Origin of the sequence: Mesorhizobium sp. M1E.F.Ca.ET.045.02.1.1, from assembly GCF_003952485.1 — a bacterium.
In the GTDB taxonomy this organism is placed as follows: domain Bacteria; phylum Pseudomonadota; class Alphaproteobacteria; order Rhizobiales; family Rhizobiaceae; genus Mesorhizobium.
In genome coordinates, this window is record NZ_CP034447.1 from 3,590,936 (window position 1) to 3,609,211 (window position 18,276).

General features: G+C 64.8%; 19 protein-coding genes. 12 read left to right on the forward strand and 7 right to left on the reverse strand.

The features are described from left to right. Window positions 1-5 precede the first annotated feature (5 nt). Complete coding sequence (locus tag EJ070_RS17380) at window positions 6-392, reverse strand: DUF983 domain-containing protein (protein ID WP_126092471.1); 387 nt, start codon at window positions 390-392, stop codon at window positions 6-8. Window positions 393-502: 110 nt separating this feature from the next. Here EJ070_RS17380 and EJ070_RS17385 point away from each other — a divergent pair, with 110 nt between their 5' ends. After that, window positions 503-1,879: a PLP-dependent aminotransferase family protein gene (locus EJ070_RS17385; protein ID WP_189350565.1), complete on the forward strand. Its 1,377-nt coding sequence runs from the start codon at window positions 503-505 to the stop codon at window positions 1,877-1,879. A 33-nt stretch (window positions 1,880-1,912) separates the two neighbouring features. Here EJ070_RS17385 and EJ070_RS17390 read toward each other — a convergent pair whose 3' ends face one another. Beyond that, the gene (locus EJ070_RS17390; protein ID WP_126092473.1) at window positions 1,913-3,094 is read right to left on the reverse strand and encodes an MFS transporter; all 1,182 of its coding nucleotides are present in this window, start codon (window positions 3,092-3,094) and stop codon (window positions 1,913-1,915) included. A gap of 100 nt (window positions 3,095-3,194) precedes the next feature. Next, a complete protein-coding gene (locus tag EJ070_RS17395) occupies window positions 3,195-4,859 on the reverse strand; it encodes a Na/Pi cotransporter family protein (RefSeq protein ID WP_126092474.1) in 1,665 nt (554 codons plus the stop codon). Window positions 4,860-5,222: 363 nt separating this feature from the next. Between EJ070_RS17395 and EJ070_RS17400 the strand changes: the two genes are divergently transcribed. From EJ070_RS17400 to EJ070_RS17425, 6 genes are all read left to right on the forward strand, one after another. Continuing rightward, window positions 5,223-5,585: an RcnB family protein gene (locus tag EJ070_RS17400; RefSeq protein ID WP_126092475.1), complete on the forward strand. Its 363-nt coding sequence runs from the start codon at window positions 5,223-5,225 to the stop codon at window positions 5,583-5,585. A 137-nt stretch (window positions 5,586-5,722) separates the two neighbouring features. Further along, a complete protein-coding gene (dnaG, locus tag EJ070_RS17405) occupies window positions 5,723-7,678 on the forward strand; it encodes a DNA primase (protein WP_126092476.1) in 1,956 nt (651 codons plus the stop codon). A gap of 364 nt (window positions 7,679-8,042) precedes the next feature. Continuing rightward, window positions 8,043-10,073 carry an RNA polymerase sigma factor RpoD gene (gene rpoD, locus EJ070_RS17410; RefSeq protein ID WP_126092477.1) on the forward strand — a complete coding sequence of 677 codons (2,031 nt, stop codon included), beginning with the start codon at window positions 8,043-8,045 and terminating at the stop codon, window positions 10,071-10,073. A 100-nt stretch (window positions 10,074-10,173) separates the two neighbouring features. Continuing rightward, window positions 10,174-10,677, forward strand: a complete 504-nt coding sequence (locus EJ070_RS17415; protein WP_126092478.1) for a hypothetical protein — start codon at window positions 10,174-10,176, stop codon at window positions 10,675-10,677. A gap of 242 nt (window positions 10,678-10,919) precedes the next feature. Then, window positions 10,920-11,213: a GYD domain-containing protein gene (locus EJ070_RS17420; protein ID WP_126092479.1), complete on the forward strand. Its 294-nt coding sequence runs from the start codon at window positions 10,920-10,922 to the stop codon at window positions 11,211-11,213. Between the two features lie 69 nt (window positions 11,214-11,282). After that, window positions 11,283-11,663: a DCC1-like thiol-disulfide oxidoreductase family protein gene (locus EJ070_RS17425; RefSeq protein WP_189350567.1), complete on the forward strand. Its 381-nt coding sequence runs from the start codon at window positions 11,283-11,285 to the stop codon at window positions 11,661-11,663. Window positions 11,664-11,729: 66 nt separating this feature from the next. Here EJ070_RS17425 and EJ070_RS17430 read toward each other — a convergent pair whose 3' ends face one another. Further along, window positions 11,730-11,987 (reverse strand): DUF2798 domain-containing protein, encoded by a 258-nt coding sequence (locus EJ070_RS17430; RefSeq protein WP_126092480.1) that lies wholly within the window; start codon window positions 11,985-11,987, stop codon window positions 11,730-11,732. Window positions 11,988-12,253: 266 nt separating this feature from the next. Between EJ070_RS17430 and EJ070_RS17435 the strand changes: the two genes are divergently transcribed. Beyond that, complete coding sequence (locus EJ070_RS17435; RefSeq protein ID WP_126092481.1) at window positions 12,254-12,922, forward strand: PadR family transcriptional regulator; 669 nt, start codon at window positions 12,254-12,256, stop codon at window positions 12,920-12,922. A 142-nt stretch (window positions 12,923-13,064) separates the two neighbouring features. Then, window positions 13,065-13,355: an HlyU family transcriptional regulator gene (locus EJ070_RS17440; RefSeq protein ID WP_126092482.1), complete on the forward strand. Its 291-nt coding sequence runs from the start codon at window positions 13,065-13,067 to the stop codon at window positions 13,353-13,355. Window positions 13,356-13,441: 86 nt separating this feature from the next. Here EJ070_RS17440 and EJ070_RS17445 read toward each other — a convergent pair whose 3' ends face one another. Continuing rightward, window positions 13,442-14,080, reverse strand: a complete 639-nt coding sequence (locus EJ070_RS17445; protein ID WP_126092483.1) for an FMN-dependent NADH-azoreductase — start codon at window positions 14,078-14,080, stop codon at window positions 13,442-13,444. Window positions 14,081-14,192: 112 nt separating this feature from the next. On the opposite strand from EJ070_RS17445, the gene EJ070_RS17450 reads away from it, so the two are divergent. Continuing rightward, window positions 14,193-15,140, forward strand: coding sequence for a LysR family transcriptional regulator (locus EJ070_RS17450; RefSeq protein ID WP_126092484.1), 948 nt, complete (start codon window positions 14,193-14,195; stop codon window positions 15,138-15,140). On the opposite strand, the gene EJ070_RS17455 is transcribed toward EJ070_RS17450, so the two are convergent. After that, on the reverse strand, window positions 15,082-15,708 hold the full coding sequence (locus EJ070_RS17455; protein WP_126092485.1) for a TetR/AcrR family transcriptional regulator: 627 nt from the start codon (window positions 15,706-15,708) through the stop codon (window positions 15,082-15,084). The genes EJ070_RS17450 and EJ070_RS17455 overlap by 59 nt on opposite strands. A gap of 65 nt (window positions 15,709-15,773) precedes the next feature. On the opposite strand from EJ070_RS17455, the gene EJ070_RS17460 reads away from it, so the two are divergent. Then, on the forward strand, window positions 15,774-16,262 hold the full coding sequence (locus tag EJ070_RS17460) for a VOC family protein (RefSeq protein ID WP_126092486.1): 489 nt from the start codon (window positions 15,774-15,776) through the stop codon (window positions 16,260-16,262). On the opposite strand, the gene EJ070_RS17465 is transcribed toward EJ070_RS17460, so the two are convergent. Beyond that, complete coding sequence (locus tag EJ070_RS17465; RefSeq protein WP_126092487.1) at window positions 16,222-17,169, reverse strand: trypsin-like peptidase domain-containing protein; 948 nt, start codon at window positions 17,167-17,169, stop codon at window positions 16,222-16,224. The two genes, EJ070_RS17460 and EJ070_RS17465, sit on opposite strands and share 41 nt — an antisense overlap. Before the next feature lie 225 nt (window positions 17,170-17,394). On the opposite strand from EJ070_RS17465, the gene EJ070_RS17470 reads away from it, so the two are divergent. Further along, entirely contained in the window at window positions 17,395-18,270 is an 876-nt protein-coding gene (locus EJ070_RS17470; protein WP_126092488.1) for a S1C family serine protease, read from the forward strand. Window positions 18,271-18,276: the final 6 nt, after the last annotated feature.

Sequence of the window (18,276 nt, forward strand, 5' to 3'; positions counted from 1 at the left end):
GTGGGCTACTCACCAGGCTTGGCCAGCCGCCCTTCCTCGGCCTTGTAATAGAACTGGCTTGCCACGAGCCAGCCCTTGAGCGGCCGGAGCGGCGGAATGCAGGTCGCCAGGATTATGGGTACCGACACGAAAGCATGGAACCACATGGACGGCTCAAAGGTCACCTGCGCCCAGACTGCGAACAGGACGGAAGGGACGCAGGCGAAGCAGATGACGAAGAAGGCGGGGCCGTCCGCCGGGTCGGCAAAGGAATAGTCGAGCCCGCAGACGTCGCATTTCGGCGCCAGCTTCAGAAATCCGTCGAACAGCCGGCCTTCTCCGCAACGCGGGCAGCGGCCGCGGACGCCGACCCGCCATGGCTCGAGGTGGGGATAGTGCGCGTGATCTTGCATCGTCGTCACTCCAGAGACCTCGCATGGCGTCGATCAGCCTTGAGGTCACTCATGCATACTAGTATCATGAATGTATGCATACAATGCGACAAAATGTATGGACAAAAGGCATGAGCGGCGAGAACGACCTCAACTGGCTTTCTCCCCTGGAAGGGGGCCCCCGGCCGATCTATCTCAAGATCGTCGATGCGCTGGCGGCTGCCCGTTCGAGCGGTCGGCTGCAGCCGGGGGACAGGCTGCCGCCGCAGCGGGATCTCTCCCGCTTCCTTGGCGTGGATTTGACCACCGTCACCAGGGCGTTCACCGAAGCCCGGCGCAGGAACCTGATCGACGCAACGGCCGGTCGCGGCACCTTCATTACGGCCGGCGAGCCGGAAGAGCCGATCCTCGATCTGAGCATGAACATCCCACCGGCACCCTTAGGCCTCAGCCTGCCGGCATTGATCCGGGCCGGCATCGAGGGACTGCTCAGGCGCTCCAGCGCGGAAGCGCTGCTTTCCTACCATCCCGGCCCAGGTTCGCCCGCCGAACGCGCCGCCGGCTCGTTGTGGCTCGCGGCCGCCGGGGACCGCATGCCGGCCGAGTGCATGGCTGTCGGTTCTGGGGCGCAGGCGCTGCTTGCGGCAATCCTGCTGTCGCAGACCCGCGAGGGCGACACGATCCTTACCGATGCGCTGACCTATCCCGGCCTGATCGCGCTGGCAAAGGCCACGGGGCGGAAGCTCGCCGGCGTCGGCGGTGACGATGACGGCATGCGTCCCGACGACCTGGAGGAAGCGGCGCGACGGCATGGCGCCCGCGTCCTCTACCTCAACCCGACGCTTCACAACCCCACCGCGCTCACCATGCCGGAGGACCGGCGCCGGGAGCTGGCGCGGATGGCGGGCAAGCTTAACCTTTTGATCGTCGAGGACGATCCCTACAGCCCGTTGCTGACCGTTTCCCCGCCAGCTTTCCTCAGTCTGGCGCCGGAGCGGACCTTCCATGTCGCGACGTTGGCGAAATGCCTCTCGCCTTTCCTGCGCACGGCCTTCCTGGTGGCGCCTGATGCGGAAACCTTGGAGCCGGTCGCGGCTGCGATCCGGGGCACCACGATGATGGCGCCGCCGCTGATGACGGGCCTCGCCTGCGAATGGGTGCGAAGCGGCCTCGCCGGTGAGATCGCCGCCGCCGTGCGCGCCGAAGCGCAGGCCAGACAGGAGATGGCACGCCAAATCCTGCCCGCGGGTTTCGCCTCGGCGGAAACCAGCCTGCATCTTTGGTACCCGCTCGAAGGGCAACTGCGCTCGTCAGAGCTTGGCGACGCAGCCAGGCGCCGCGGATTGGCCATCAGCCCGGCGGTGGAGTTTTCCGTGGTCCCCGGTATCGCCGATGGCCTGCGCCTGGCGCTCGGCGCCGCACCCAGCCGCGAAAGGCTGGAGGAGGGCCTGCGCGGCTTGTCGTCGATCCTTGCCGGCGGCTCCGGACATTCGCCGCCTGCGGTCTGAGGCGGTACACCGACAACGAAGGTGCCTGGCGCTCTATTCGGCGGCAGCGGGCAGCGGCGGCGTCGCGCGGCTGCGCCATTCCCACGCCTGGGAGGCCAGCGCCACAAGCACGGCCACCAGCATGGCGAAAGCGCCGGCGACCGGCAGGCTGCGATAGCCAAAGCCGGCATTGAGCATCGCCGCGCCCAGCGAGGCGGCGAGCGCGATGCCGACATTGAAGCCGGACGGGATGAGCGAAGAAGCAAGGTTCGAGGCATCCGCGGTCCAGGCGAGGATGCGGGTCTGGATCGGCGCGCCGATGGCGAAGTTGAGGCCGCCCCAGATGACGATGGCAACGACCATCGGTACCGGATAGGGGCTGATGGCGTAGATCGCGGCCAGCATGACCGCTTGCAGGAAGAGCATGGCGATCAGCGACGGCATCAGCTTCCAGTCGGCGAGCTTGCCGCCGAGAAAGACGCCGATCGTGGCGCCCACGCCGTTGAGCAGCAGCACCCAAGGGATCAGGCTTTCGTCGAGGCCGGTGACTTCGAGCAGCGTCGGCGTGATGTAGGTGAAGAGGCCGAATTGGCCAATCATCAGCATGAGCATGAGGATCAGCGAGGTCCAGACCTGCTGGCGACCGAGCACGCGCACTTCACGCGACAGGCCGGCGGGCCGGTTGGCGGCGCCTGCGGTGCGCGGCAGCAACGCGGCCATGGCGACGATCGCGACGACGCCCAGCGCGCACATCACCCAGAAGGTCGCCCGCCAGCTCCAGAGACCGCCGATCGCGGTGCCTGCCGGCACGCCGATGACGTTTGAGACGGTGAGCCCCGAGAGGATGACCGCCACGGCCCGACCGCGCTGGTCTTCGCGCACCAGGCCGACCGCGACCACCATGGCGACGCCGAAATAGCAGCCATGCGCCACGGCAGTTGCGATACGCAGCAGAAGCATCGAGGTGAAATCGGGCGCCAGCGCGCAGGCGGCCTGGCCGAGGGTGAAGGCAATCGTCAGCCCGATGAGCAGCGGCTTTCGCGAGACCCTGCTGGTTGCAAGCGCCAGAAGCGGACCGCCCATCGCAATGCCGCAGGCATAGCCGGAGACGAGATAGCCGGCGGTGGGCACGGAAACGCCGAGGCCTTCCGCCACCTCCGGCAGCACGCCGGCGATGACGAATTCAGTCGTGCCAAAAGCGAAGGCGGCAATGAACAGGGCAATCAGCGGCAGCATGGCGCAAAGGCTTGAAATGAATGCAGGGCGTCAAACCATGGATACGTGCTGCCGGCAATGCAGAAATTGTCGGCGCCGCTTTAGCTTTTCTTGAGCGAGGTCAGCCGGCCTTCAGCCGCGAGCCGCCGAGCAGTCCGCGTTCCTCGAGCACGGGATAGGCCATGGAGGCGAGCAGCGAGTTGATCTGCTTGAGGTCGCGGATGGTGTCGAGATGGATGGAACTGGTCTCGACGCTTTTGGCCGTGCCGTCGCGCAGGCGTACGAAATGGCTGGCGCTGGTCTCTTTCTCGCGCTCGCGCAGCAGGTCTTTTTCCAGCACCAGTTGGCGGGCCGTTTCCGGGTCGCGCGACACCAGCACGTTGAAGGCTAGCCGCGCGTTGGCCAGCACCGAGGCATGGAAGGCGCTAAGCTCGCGCCAGCCTTCGGGCGTGAACTCCAGGCCGCGCTCCAGCTTTTTCCTGACATGCACCAGCATGTTGCGCACGATGATGTCGCCGACCTGCTCCAGCTTGACGCAGGCGCCGATCAGCTCCTGGCAGCGCAGCGCCTCGTCCTCGCCGAGCGAGTTCTTGGTGACCTTGGCGAGATAGAGCTTGATCGCCGCGTGCTTCCGGTCGACGCGGTCGTCGAGTGCCGCGAGCGCCTTGATCTTGTCGCTGTCGGCGCTTTCATAGAGCTCGATGATGCGCTTCAGCATGATCTCGACCGTCTCGCAGACCCGCACCACTTCGCGGGTGGCGTTGGCCAACGCCTGGCTCGGGGTGTCGAGCGCGCTCTCGTTCAGCGCCGACAATTCGACGACATCGAGCGCCGCCGCCGGTTCGGGCTTGGCGCCGAGCGCCACGATGCTCTCGGAAGCACGATAGACGAGGCCGGCGAGCGGCAGGCCGGCAAGCAGGATGATCACGTTGAACAGGATATGGGCGTTGACGATCTGGTCCGGCCCGGTCGCGCCGAGAAAGCCGACCGGCGGCTTCAGCGTCATGAACAGGATCAGCATGATCAGCGAGCCCATGCCGCGCATCAAGAGATTGCCGATCGGCACCACGCGGACGCCTGGGTCGGCATTGCGGGTGAGCAGCGGCGCGATGATCGAGGAGCCGAGATTGACGCCGAGCACCAGCACGATGCCGAGCTCCGGCGGGATGAAGCCGCGGCCGGCCAGCGTCACCATCAGCAGCACGGCGGCGATGGAGGAGTGGAACAGCCAGGTGATGATTGCGGCCAGCAGATAGGCCGTCACCGGATCGCCGGAGAAATAATTGACGATCATCGGCATCAGCGTGCTCTGGCGCAGCGGTTCCGAGGCCTGGCCGATCATCTCCAGTGAGAGCAGCAACAGCCCGATGCCGACGAGGATGCGGCCGAACTGGCGCCAGTCGCGCCGCTCGGTGGCCATGAACATGACCGTGCCGGCGACGAGGCAGACCGGCACCAGAAGCGACAGGTCGAAGGTCAGCAGCTTGACCACCAGCGCCGAGCCGATCTCGGCGCCGCGTACGGCAAGCTGCCCGGCGGCGCCCGATACGATGCCGGCGCCGGCGAAGGAGCCGACCAGCAGCGTGACGGCGGTGGAGCTCTGCAAGGCGATCGCGAGACCGCAGCCGGCCAGCACCGCCATCAGCGGATTGCGCATGGTGGCGCGCAGCCTGTGACGCAGCACGTCGCCATAGGCGCGTTCGACGCCGGTCTTCACCATACGGGTGGCAAACAGCATCAGCGCCACCGCGCCGGCAAGGTGCAGAAGGACGACGGAACCGCTCATGCCGGACCTCGCGACGAGGCGGCAAGGAAGCGGGAAAGGGTGCGAATCGCGAGCATTTCGAAGGTCAAGACTACAGCGGTTTACATTAGCCGGATAATAAATTTTGCCCGATGCGACCGACGTTCGGCACGCGACGGCGTGTGTCGGAAATGGATAGAGGGCACATTGGTTGCATGCGGCGCGGGGATCGGGCGGCGGCCGTCGCGCGCGGGCCGAGCCGACGGTCGTTTCAGTTTCCTATGATTGTTGAATTTTCTTATATAAGAGCTGGAAATCATTACAGAATTGTAATCCAAGTGTTCAGTTTCGGTTCATGCGGGCACGGCTATCTCCTTGCCTATCGACAACCAAGGAGCACCGACCATGAAGCGTCTCATACTTTCCGCCGTTACCGCCGCGATGGTGGCCGCCACGGCCTTTTCGAGCCAGGCCGCGCCGCTCGTTCAGCCGACCGCGCCGCAGGCGAACTACACCCGGGTCGACTGGCAGAAGCCGGGCGTCGTGAAGAAGAAAGTCGTGGTCAAGAAGAAGGTGATGGTTAAGCGCAGCCATTGGCGCAACGGCCAGAAATATTCCAGCTGGAAGCGCCATCAGGCGGTTCGCGACTGGCACCGCTATGGACTGCGCCGGCCCGGCCCCGGCCAGGAGTGGATCCGCGTCGGCAACGACTACCTGCTGGTCAGCATCGTCTCCGGCATCGTCTTCGGCGCGATCGCCGCGCACTGATCCGGCAACGATCCGAACACCAGGAAGGCGGCCGCTTGGCCGCCTTCTCTTCATCTGTGAAAAGCGGGTACGATGGGCTTTAGGAGTCGTCGCGCCCGGGCGGCTCGATTATATGGAGGGTAAACGAGCCTTTCCCGATGCGCTTTCCGCCCGCTTTCCTCGACGAGATACGCGACCGTGTGCCGATTTCCCAGGTGATCGGCCAGCGCGTCTCCTGGGACAGGAAGAAGACCAATACGTCGCGCGGCGACTATTGGGCCTGCTGCCCGTTCCATGGCGAGAAGAGCCCGTCCTTCCACTGCGAGGACAAGAAGGGCCGCTACCATTGCTTCGGCTGCTCGGTGACGGGCGACCATTTCAAGTTCCTGACCGAGCTCGACGGCATGAGCTTCCCCGAAGCGGTCGAAAAGATCGCCGAGATGGCCGGTGTGCCGATGCCGGTGCGCGACGTCCAGGAAGAACGGCGCGAGAAGGAACGCGCCAGCCTGACCGACGTCATGGAGATGGCGACGGTCTTCTTCCAGGAGCGCTTGCAGGGACCGGAAGGCGCAAAGGCGCGTGCCTATCTGCGCGACCGCGGCCTGACGCCGGCGACGCAGCAGTCCTTCCGGCTCGGCTATGCGCCGGACAGCCGCAACGCGCTGAAGGAATATCTTGCCGCCAAGGGCGTGCCGAAGGCCGACATCGAGGCCTGCGGGCTGGTGCGGCATGGCGACGACATCCCCGTCTCCTACGACTGGTTCCGCGACCGCATCATGTTTCCCATCCCGGATTCGCGCGGCAGGATCATCGCCTTCGGCGGGCGGGCGCTGGCGCCGGACGCTTTGGCCAAATACATGAACTCGCCCGAGACCGAGCTCTTCCACAAGGGCAATGTGCTCTACAATTTCGCCCGCGCCCGCAAAGCGGTGGCCAAGGGCGGCACGGTGATCGCCGTCGAAGGCTATATGGATGTGATCGCGCTGGCGCAGGCCGGCTTCGAGAACGTCGTGGCGCCGCTCGGCACTGCGCTTACCGAGAACCAGCTCGAGCTTCTGTGGCGCATGGCCGGCGAGCCGGTGCTTTGCTTCGACGGCGACCAGGCAGGGCTGAAGGCGGCGTGGCGCGCCGCGGACCTCGCGCTGCCGGCGATCCAGCCCGGGCGCTCGGCGCGCTTCGCACTGCTGCCCGAGGGCAAGGACCCGGACGACCTCGTCAAGATGGACGGTCCCGACGCCTTCCGCGCCGTGCTGGCGGAAGCGAGACCGCTTGCCGACCTTCTGTGGATGCGCGAGACGGCCGGCGGCGTCTTCGACACGCCCGAGCGGCGGGCGGAGCTTGAAAAGACGCTGCGCGAGCTCGCCGGCCGCATCCGCGACGAGAGCCTGCGCTACCACTATCAGCAGGAGATGCGCGAAAGGGTGCTGAGCTTCTTCGGCTCGCAGCGCGGCGCACGGCAAGGTCATCAGGGGGGACGCCAGGACGGCCGGCCGGGCGAGCGCGGCAGGAGTTCGGCGCCCGGCGGAGCGTTCGGGCGGGGTGCGGCGGCCGGCGGGCGCGCCGCCATCACCGAAAGCCTCGGCCGCTCGGCGCTGGTCAAGCGCGCAGGCGAGGGCATGTCGGTGCGCGAGGCGACGATCATCGTGGCGCTGATCAACCACCCGGCGCTGATCGACGAGAATTTCGCCCATGTCGAATTCCTCGACCTCGCCAATTCGGATCTCAGGCGGCTGCACGCCGCCATCCTCGATGCGATGGCGCATGACGCGGCCGATGATCGCGACGCGGTCATCGCCACGGTCGAGCGCGCCGGCTGCGGCGCTATCTGGGAGCGTGCGGTGGCGCTGATCAAGCGGGCGAGGCAGTGGCCGGCGCTCGAAACCGCAGCGCTTGACGATGCCCGCGACGCCTTCAACCAGGCGCTGCACTTGCAGCGCAGCGCCCGCACATTACATAGAGAGCTGAAACAGGCGCAGGCGGCGCTCGATGCAGACCCTTCGGATGAAAACTTCCGGCATCTCGTCGAGATTCAAGCGCAATTCAACGATGTACAGGCAACGGAAGCGCTGATCGAAGGGTTCGGCGTTTCATCGGGCAGGGCTGGACGCGTTTAGGTCCGAACCTGCTCCAAAATGAAGTGGAAATGCGCAGGCGCGTCGAATCGACGCCTCTAAGTCGGGTAATTGATTCGCTTTTTTCATGCGAATCATGCCAGAGGCGCTTGACCTTCTGGCAGATTGGCGGAATCAGGACGATTCGAAACGTTAACCGTGCCCCGGCGTCGGCGGGAAATTTGAGCGATGTGAGGTGCTGGTCACTGGACAGGCATAACGCCTGCCACAGATACCAGGGTTAATCTGGACTTAACGAGAGATGCGGTTACTGGCCCGGCAAGAAGCGTTCTGTTGCGAGCGCATCCGGTATGACCGGTCCGGCAGCTTACGCGGTTGATATTCAGCCGCTTGGAGACGACAAAGAATGGCGACAAAGGAAAAGGAAGAGGTCGAGACCGAACGTGAGGGTGCCACCGATGGCCCTCTGCTCGACCTTTCCGATGATGCTGTCAAGAAGATGATCAAGGCCGCCAAGAAGCGCGGCTATGTGACCATGGACGAACTGAACTCGGTGCTGCCTTCGGAGGAAGTGACCTCCGAACAGATCGAGGACACGATGGCGATGCTCTCCGACATGGGCATCAACGTCGTCGAGGACGACGAGCAGGGCGAGGAGGCCGAGGCCGCCGACGCCGGCGGCGATTCGGAAGAGGACGCCAACGAGCTTGCCGAGCAGACCGGCACCGCCGTCGCCACCACGACCACCAAGAAAGAGCCGACCGACCGCACCGACGATCCGGTGCGCATGTATCTGCGCGAGATGGGCTCGGTCGAGCTTCTGTCGCGCGAGGGCGAAATCGCGATCGCCAAGCGCATCGAGGCCGGCCGCGAGACGATGATCGCGGGCCTGTGCGAAAGCCCGCTGACCTTCCAGGCCATCATCATCTGGCGCGACGAGCTCAACGAATCGAAAATCCTGCTGCGCGAGATCATCGACCTCGAGGCAACCTATGCCGGCCCCGAGGCCAAGCAGGCGCCGGTCGTCGAACGCATCGAGGAAGCGCCCAAGCCCGAGGAAAAGCCGCGCGGCCGCGCGGCAGCGCGCGACGAAGAAGACGACATCACCAATGTCGGCGCGGACACGCGCGGGCTGGAGGAAGAAGAAGACGACGAGGACGAGGCAAGCCTGTCGCTCGCCGCGATGGAAGCGGAACTGCGCCCGCAGGTGATGGAGACGCTCGACGTCATCGCCGACACCTATAAGAAGCTGCGCAAGCTGCAGGACCAGCAGGTCGAGAACCGTCTCGCCGCCGCAGGCACGCTTTCGCCCAGCCAGGACCGCCGGCTGAAGGAGCTGAAGGACCAGCTCATCAAGGCGGTGAAGTCGCTGTCGCTCAACACCGCGCGCATCGAGGCGCTTGTCGAGCAGCTCTACGACATCAACAAGCGCCTGGTGCAGAACGAAGGCAGGCTGCTTCGGCTCGCCGAAAGCTACGGCGTGCGCCGCGAGGAGTTCCTCAAGGAATACCAGGGCTCGGAGCTCGATCCGAACTGGACACGCTCGATCGCCAACCTGACGTCGCGCGGCTGGAAGGAATTCACCAAGAACGAGAAGGACGCGATCAAGGAGCTGCGCGCCGAGATCCAGAGCCTCGCCACCGAGACGGCGATCTCGATCCTGGAATTCCGCAAGATCGTCAACCAGGTGCAGAAGGGCGAGCGCGAGGCGGCTATCGCCAAGAAGGAAATGGTCGAGGCGAACCTGCGCCTCGTCATCTCGATCGCCAAGAAATACACCAACCGCGGCCTGCAGTTCCTCGACCTGATCCAGGAAGGCAATATCGGCCTGATGAAGGCGGTCGACAAATTCGAGTACCGCCGCGGCTACAAGTTCTCGACCTACGCCACGTGGTGGATCCGGCAGGCGATCACCCGTTCGATCGCCGACCAGGCGCGCACCATCCGTATCCCGGTGCACATGATCGAGACGATCAACAAGATCGTGCGCACTTCGCGCCAGATGCTGCACGAGATCGGCCGCGAGCCGACGCCGGAGGAATTGGCCGAGAAGCTTGCCATGCCGCTGGAAAAGGTGCGCAAGGTGCTGAAGATCGCCAAGGAGCCAATCTCGCTCGAAACGCCGGTCGGCGACGAGGAGGATTCGCATCTCGGCGACTTCATCGAGGACAAGATGGCGATCCTGCCGATCGACGCGGCGATCCAGGCCAATCTGCGCGAGACGACGACCCGCGTGCTTGCTTCCCTGACGCCGCGCGAGGAGCGCGTGCTCAGAATGCGCTTCGGCATCGGCATGAACACCGACCATACGCTGGAAGAGGTCGGCCAGCAGTTCTCGGTCACGCGCGAACGTATCCGCCAGATCGAGGCCAAGGCGCTGCGCAAGCTCAAGCATCCGAGCCGCTCGCGCAAGCTGAGAAGCTTCCTCGACAGCTAGGTCAGGCACCCTGATGGGAGAGGCGGTAGTCAGACGGCCCTTTCGCCGCCTCCTCCCAAGGGTCTTCATCTTCTGTCTATTCGGCTTCGCAATTCACTCATTGATCCTGCTTGAAGCCACGACTTTCGGCTATTCCTTCGTGCCGTCGCAGGCTTACGTGAGCAGCCACGATATGATCGCGAAATCGGTAGCTATACCGGTCGGCTGCTTGATTTTGGCTCTTTGCTGCCGAAAGTTTGCGAAGGACCTCCAAAGCCCGAACGTATCCGGCAAGACTCTCTTTCTTTCCGGGTTTGGTATTCTCGTGTTGCCTTTAATTTCCGGGGTTATTGTCCGCGCAACTATCCTGACTGTGTGCCCGCTCTGGTCGGCTGCCTTGATAGGGCAAAATACGCAGCTCGAATTTTCCGTCGATTATGTAGAAGGGCCGTCATTCCGCTGTCCGGATAGAGTGAACCTGGCGGGCATGCCAACAATGACCGGCACTCTATGCGGCGTTGCGGACGACTTTCGTAAGAAACTCTATCACGGCGTTCGGGTCGTATTGACCGGGCGCGGTACCGCGGACGGGCTTTTTGTGGCGGGAATTGATGTTGCTCACTAACTCGGGCGGGCGACACCCGATGAGGGTTGGCACCGCTGATAGGGAAATCAGTCCAGCAATTTGAAAGGGCGCCTCGGGCGCCCTTTTGCGTTTCCAGCCATCGCATTGCCGCCTTGCCGGGGCTACCCGACAGGAGGATACTTTCGCGGTCGGATGCATTTGTGGGCGACAAGCCGGATGCCCGCCCCGGCGCCGGCCTTGACGGCCAGGCGCCTGCTCCGTGGCCCCGGAGGAGGTGTGCCATGACAACCTACATCGTGCTTATCAACTGGACCGAATTGGGCGCCAGGAACGTGCGGGAGTCGCCGAAGCGGCTCGACGCCGCCAAGAAGCTGCTGGGGGAGATGGGCGGATCGTTCAAGGCATTTTATCTGACCATGGGCGAGTGCGACATGGTCGCCATCGTCGAGGCGCCGGACGATGCGGTGCTTGCCCGTTTCGCGCTGATGCTGTCCTCCGGCGGCAATGTGAGGACGCGGACAATGAAGGCGTTTCCGGAATTCGCCTATCGCGAGATCATCAGCTCGCTCGGGTGACGCTCCGGCTAAGGCATGGACCGGCGCGGCCATTGCGCGGCCGCGCCGCATTCCCGATAAAGTCATTCCATGTCCAAGCCCCTGCTGACCGTCTGGTACAACACGCGCTGCCCGGTCTGCGATGCCGGCATCAGGCGCCAAAGGCGGCGGCTGATCGAGGCGGTCAGGGCCGGTCGCATCGAATTCCGCGACATCAATGTCGAGCCGGCAGCACTTTCCGCGTTCGGCGCTTCGCTGGAGGACATCCGCCGCCGGCTGCATGCGACCGATGCCGGGGGCAGGCTGCTGGTCGGCGCGGATGTGGCGATCGCGGTCTGGCGGATAACACCGGGTGAGGGCTGGCTGGCGACACTGTTGGGCAACCCGATCGCGCTGCGGCTGACGCGCTTTGCCTATGACCGCTTCGCCGATCTTCTCTACGCCTGGAACCGCCGCAAAGGCCGCTGGTAGCCGAGTTTCGTCTGCCTGCTCTCCATGGGGAAGGCCCGAATGCATTGCGGGCCTTCCCAGCACCGGTCACTTGGCCGCCGGCTCGCACAGCCAGCCGACGATGCGGCGCACCACGGGCAGCACCAGCAGCAGGGTCGGAAACGCCACCAGCCAGGACAGGCCCCAGGCGGCCAGCCAGATGGCGGGCAGGTTGGGATGAAGGCCGAGGCTCTTCAGCGTCGAGATGAACGAGACGATGAAGGTCATCAAAAGCGACAGCACCAGAGGGCTGACGACAGAGGCATAGCGCGCAGGCAGCTTCCTGCGCCGATTTCTTGCAGTCATTGGGATTTTCCCGAAACATCGGTCCGTCGCATGGCATCCTCTTGCCGGCTCTCGGCATATGCCCGGAAGGACCGGGGTGGATGCGTTGCTTGACGTCAGACGCTTACGGAGCGGTCGGCGACCCTCGTGGGGCGTTCTAGCGGCTGGCTCTCATGAAATCAATCCGGCTGGCGGCGCTTTTAGATACATCGTAAGATATATCTTGACTCGGTGGGGATTGCGACCTAATTAAGATATATCGTAAGACATAACTCAAGGAGCAATCCATGCACAGACACAGTCATTTCGGCGAGCGCATGTTCATGCATATGGCCGGTCGCTTCGGCGGCCGCGGCGGCGGCTTCGGGCCGTTCGGGCAGGGCATGCGCGGCGGCGGCCGCGGTGGCCCCGGCGATATGTTCCGCGCTGGCCGCATGCTGGCTGATGGCGATCTCAAGCTGATCACGCTGTCGCTTCTGGCCGAGGCGCCACGCCACGGCTACGACATCATCAAGGCGCTGGAGGAGCGCACCAGCGGCATCTACAGCCCGAGCCCGGGCGTGGTCTATCCGACCCTGACTTTCCTTGAAGAGGCTGGCTATGCCGTCTCGTCCAGCGAAGGCAACAAGAAGGTGTTTTCGATCACCGAGGCGGGCAGGGCGCATCTCGAGGAAAACCGCGAGATGATCGACCATGTGCTCGACCATCTCGAGCGTTTCGGCCGCAAGATGGCCAAGGCGCGCGACTGGTTCGGCTGGGGCGACGACAGTGAAGACGGCGGCCGGCGCGGCCGCCATGAAAAGCGGGATGAAAAGCGCGACCGCTTCCGTGCGCTGCGCCACCGGCTGCGCGCCGCGCTCAGCGATATCGTCGATGCGCCGGAAGACAAGCAGGCCGAGGCGATCAGCATCCTGGAAGACGCCGCCGCGGCGCTCGAGGCCCTGACGCGCCACTGAGCGGGGCAGGCTTGAGGCGGCTGTTGCTCGCCAAGCCAAGGGATCCCGAAAACCGCTGCGCACTTTTCGGGATCATGCTGTAGTGAAAATCGTCCTGCAACACGCTATGTGATGCAGGACGATTGCCGTTGGAGGATGCGCTATGTCTTTTCTGAAACGTCTTTTCGGCGGCGGTGGCGAGGCGAACGAGCCCGCAAGCGCGAAGCCGGCAAAGCAGGTCGAGCACAAGGGATTCCTGATCAGCGCCACGCCCTACAAGGCGGACGGCCAGTACCAGACCTGCGGCGTCGTCTCGAAGGAGGTGGACGGCGTGATGAAGGAGCATCGCTTCATCCGCGCCGACCGTTTCGCCGGTCTGGACGACGCCGTCGACATCTCGATCAAGAAAGGCATCCAACTCGTCGACGAGCAGGGCGAGAGGATATTCGGCTGAAGCCGGACCGGTATCCGGGATAACCGGCAAATGAAAAGGCAGGCGCCGGTGACGCCTGCCTTTTGCGTTTCTATCAGAACAATGGACTATGCCGCAGCGGCGACGGCATCGCCAGCCCTGGCGGCGATCGCGTCGACCTTGGCGGTCGCCCTGGCGAGCGCGGCGGTGACCGCATCGGCGCCCATGCCGACGCCTTCGACGCGGACGACCTCGACATCGGTCATGCCCAGGAAGGCGAGCACGCTGCGCAGATAGGGGATGGCGTGGTCCATCTGAACGGCCGCACCTTCCGAATAGATGCCGCCGGAAGCGAGCACGATATAGACCTTCTTGCCGGTGACGAGGCCCTTCGGGCCGTTCTCACCGTAAGCAAAAGTCTTGCCCGAGCGGGCGACGTGATCGACCCACGACTTCAACGTCGAGGAGATGTTGAAGTTGATGAAACCGGTCGCAAGGATCACGGTGTCGGCGGCAAAGAGCTCGTCGAGCACGGCGTCGGAAACCCCGACGACTTCGGCCTGACGCGGTGTGCGGGCTTCGGCCGGCGTATAGATGCCGGTGGCATAGTCGGGGTCGATATGCGGCAGCGGGTTGGCAACCAGATCGCGCACGACAAGCGTGTTCGACGGATCGGCGGCAACCAGCTTCTGAGCAAGGTCGGTAGCGACGCGGGTCGAATGCGAAGCAGCGCCGCGCGGGCTGGAGGTAACAAGCAGAATAGACATGGCGGTGTCCCCTTGGGGTTGGATTGAAACTTTCCCCGCCAATATGGGATTGCGGCTCTATCTGGAAAACTGGTATAGTTTGCATGGTATCCATCTAAAGTATGGATTGATCATGCAGCCCAATCCAACGCTCGACCAACTTCAGATCCTGGTGGCGGTGGCCGACACCGGCAGTTTCTCGGCCGCCGGGCGCAAGCTCAACCGGGCGCAGTCGGTGGTGAGCTACGGCATCGCCAATCTCGAAGCGCAGCTCGGCCTGAAGCTGTTCGAGCGCGAAGGTATGCGCGAGCCGCAGCTGACCGATGTCGGCAAGGCCATGCTGGAGGACGCGCGGCGCATGATCGGCGTCCTGCAGCGCATCCGCTCGCGCGCCGATGGCTACCGGCAGGGACTGGAGGCGGAGGTGACCGTATCGGTCGACGTGGCGCTGCCTTCGCCAGCCCTGGTGCGGGTGCTGAAAGCCTTCGAGGCGCAGTTCCCGGCGGTGATGCTGCGGCTTTATATCGGCTCGCTCGGCCTGATCGTCGATCAGGTCGTCAATGGCCAGTCAGATCTCGGCTTCGGCGGACTGATAGGCGATGCCGATGTCAATCTGTTGCGCATCGGTTTCACCTCGATGGTGCCGGCGGCGGCACCCGACCACCCGCTGACGAAACTGCCGAAACCTGTGGCCATCGAGGATCTGCGCGAGCATATCCAGCTCGTCGTCTCCGACCAGTCGGAGCGGACGCGCGGCCGCGACTATGGCGTCTTTGCCTACCGCACCTGGCGATTGACGGATGTGCGCACCAAGCACGCGCTGATGCGCGAAGGTCTTGGTTGGGGCGGCCTGCCGCGCTGGCTGATTGCCGACGATCTCGCCAGCGGCCGGCTGGTCGAGCTCGATCTCGAACCCTATCGCGAGGTGCGCTCGCCGCTCTATGCTATGCACCGCAGCGACCGCAGCCCGAAGCCAGCGGCGTCCTGGCTGATCGATGAGTTCAAGCGGCAGCTCGGCTGCTTCAACGAGCTGGAGCCGGGTGTTTGGACGGAGGAGGGGCCGGAGACAAGCCGTCCATGAGCGCTATAAGCACGGCGCGATAATCCTCCTCTGATGCGCCGGCCTCGATGGCAAGTGCTGCCCGGTCGAAGGTGGCGGCCAGCAAAGCGGTCAGTGCCTCAGCCGGTAATCGGGTCATCGCTCGCGCCCGCATCGCGGCGACAAGCCCCTCGCGCAGCGAGCGGTTGCCGTGGCGGTTGTCGATGTCGTCCATCGCCGCGCGGCCAAGCACGGCTGGGCCATCGAGCAACAAAAGCCGCGTGCGGCCGGGTGCGCGCATTGCCGCGAGATAGGCGTCGGAGCCGGCGATCAAGGCATCGCGGGCGGATAGCGACGGCGCCGAGGCGCGATCGATCTCCGCCGCCACTGTCGCTGCCTCCTGCTCGACGACAGCGGCGAACAACGCCTGCTTGTCGGCAAAGTGATGGTAGAGCGCACCGCGTGTCAGGCCGGCGGCGGCGGCGATCTCCGGCGTGCCGGTCTCGGCATAGGATTTCTCCGTAAACAGTCTTCGCGCCGCGCGGATCAGATCGGCCCGCGTCGCTTCGGTGCGGTCCCGATTGGAGCGGCGTCCAGACTCTCGTTGCATACATGCAGCCTGTATGTTATTGCATTTACATACAGACTGTATGTTATGTGGTAGGAGAAAGAAAGATGAAGACGACGAGCTACTATCCGGTGCTGATGACCGGCGATGTCGCGGGCACGGCGGACTTCTATATCAAGCATTTCCGCTTCGAGCCGCTGTTTACAAGCGGCTGGTATGTGCATCTGCGCTCGAGCGAGGACAGGCGGGTCAATCTCGGCATCGTCCAGGGCGACCACGAGACGATTCCCGAACAGGGGCGCGGACGGACCTCCAGCCTGCTGATCAATTTCGAGGTGCGCGACCCCGATGCGGTCTATGAGCGTATCGTTGCCGCTGGTCTGCCGGTCCTTCATACATTGCGCGACGAGCCCTTCGGCCAGCGCCATTTCATCACCAGGGATCCAAACGGCGTGCTGATCGACGTCATCAAGGCAATCCCTCCCAGCCCCGAATTTCAGGTGCAATTTGTAGAGGGATCAACGGCCAGCTGGGCGATAGCCGGTGACGGCGGGCCTAGCCGTTCCTTGCCACCGGCGTCACCACGACCTGGCTGACGCCGCTGCGGCGCACGACGGTGCAAAGCGTCTCGCGGCCGATGCGCTCGGCATCGAGCATGCGCACGAGGTCGTCGACGCCGGTGACCGGCCGGCCGTCGATAGCGGCGATGATGTCGCCTTCCTTCAGGCCGGCCTTCGCGGCGGGGCCGTTCTTCTCGACGCTGCGCAGACGCACGGCCGTGTTGGTCGAGACCTGCGACAGCAGCGCTGCCCGGCGCGGCAGATTGGTCGTGTCGGCCGAAACACCGATGAAGGCGCGGCGCACGCGGCCGAAGCGGATGATCTCGGAGATGACGAAATTGGCGGTGTTGGAGGCGACCGCGAAGGCGATGCCCTGCGCGCCGTGGATCATGGCGGTGTTGACGCCCATCACTTCGCCCGTCGACGACACCAGAGGCCCGCCGGAATTGCCGGGGTTGAGCGCCGCATCCGTCTGGATGACGTCGTCGATCAGCCTGCCGGTCGAGGCGCGCATCGAGCGGCCGAGCGCCGAGACGACGCCGGCGGTGACGGTCCATTCAAAACCGAGCGGATTGCCGATCGCGATCGCGATCTGGCCGCGGCGCAGGCGCTTGGAATCGCCGAGCGGCGCGACGTCGGCGAAGCTGCCGTCGGCGCGCACCAGCGCGATGTCGGTGTCGGGATCGCGGCCCAGCACATGGCCTTCGCGCGCGGCGCCGTCGGGCATCGTAACCCGCACGGCGCGCGCGTCGCCGACGACATGGAAGTTGGTGACGACCAGCCCGTCCTGGGCGATGACGAAGCCGGAGCCATGGCCGCCGGCGCCGATGCGCTCGATGCGGCACACGGCTGGGCCGATGCGATCGACGGCATCGGCGACGGTGGCCGAATAGGCATCGAGCAGGGTGTCATCGGATTGGAGCTTTTCGGCGGCGAAGGCCATCGGCGTGTTCCCGTGTGATGTGGCGGAACGATGTTTTTCTTTTGTGCGTGTCGTTGCCCAAAACCGCGCGGCGCTTTTGGGCGACACGCACTATATGTGCGGAGCGGCCGCATTTGCCGCGACCTGACCAGATGGCCAGTCCAGCAGCCGACTAGCCGTCAGGCGAGTACCAGCGGGCGCGTCATGGAGCGATATCTGGGTCACAGAACCCAGGAGATGATTGATATGAGCAACTTCAACCTCAGCGCATTTTCAGACGCCATTGCCGATGTCGCGGCAGCCGCCGCTCCGGCGCTGGCGAGCTTCGCAACGCATCACCACCGCACGGCCAGCGCCTTCCACTGGCGGGACGGCTACTTCGTCGCCGCCGAGGAGGCGGTCGAGGCCGGCGAGGAAATCGAGCTGACGCTGGCTTCCGGCGAAACCGTCAAGGCGGAACTCGTCGGCCGCGATCCTTCGACGGGCGTTGCCCTGCTGAAGCCGGCTTCCGCCCAGGCCGGTCTGCCGCAACTGCCTCAGGCCGCTGCCGTGCGTCCCGGCCACGTGGCGATCGCCGTCGGCAGCAGCGAAGGGGCTGCGCTTGCGGTGTTCGGCACGGTCGGCGAGGTCGGGCCTGCCTGGCGCTCTATGCGCGGAGGCACCATCGATCGGCGCATCAATCTCGCCATCAATACCGGCGGCCGCTTCGAGGGTGGTCCGGTGCTCGACGCCAAGGGCGGCCTGATCGGCATGCTCCTGTTCGGGCCGCGGCGGCGGGCGCTGGTCATGCCCTATGAGACGATCGAGCGGGCAGTGGCGACGCTGCGCGAAAAGGGCCATGTCGCGCGCGGCTATCTCGGCGCCGGGCTGCACCCGATCCGCAACGGCGACACCCACGGCGCGATGGTGATGAGCCTTGACGACAGCGGTCCGGCCAAGGGCGCCGGCCTGCATGTCGGCGACATCATCGTCGCTTGGAATGGCGAAGCGGTGCGTGGGCCGCGCGAATTGATCCGCAAGCTCGGGCCTGACAGTGCCGGCGCAACCGTGACGCTCGGTATCATGAGCGGCGGCGCTGAGCGGGACGTTTCGATCACCATCGGCGAGAAGCCGCTGAGCTGAGAGGGG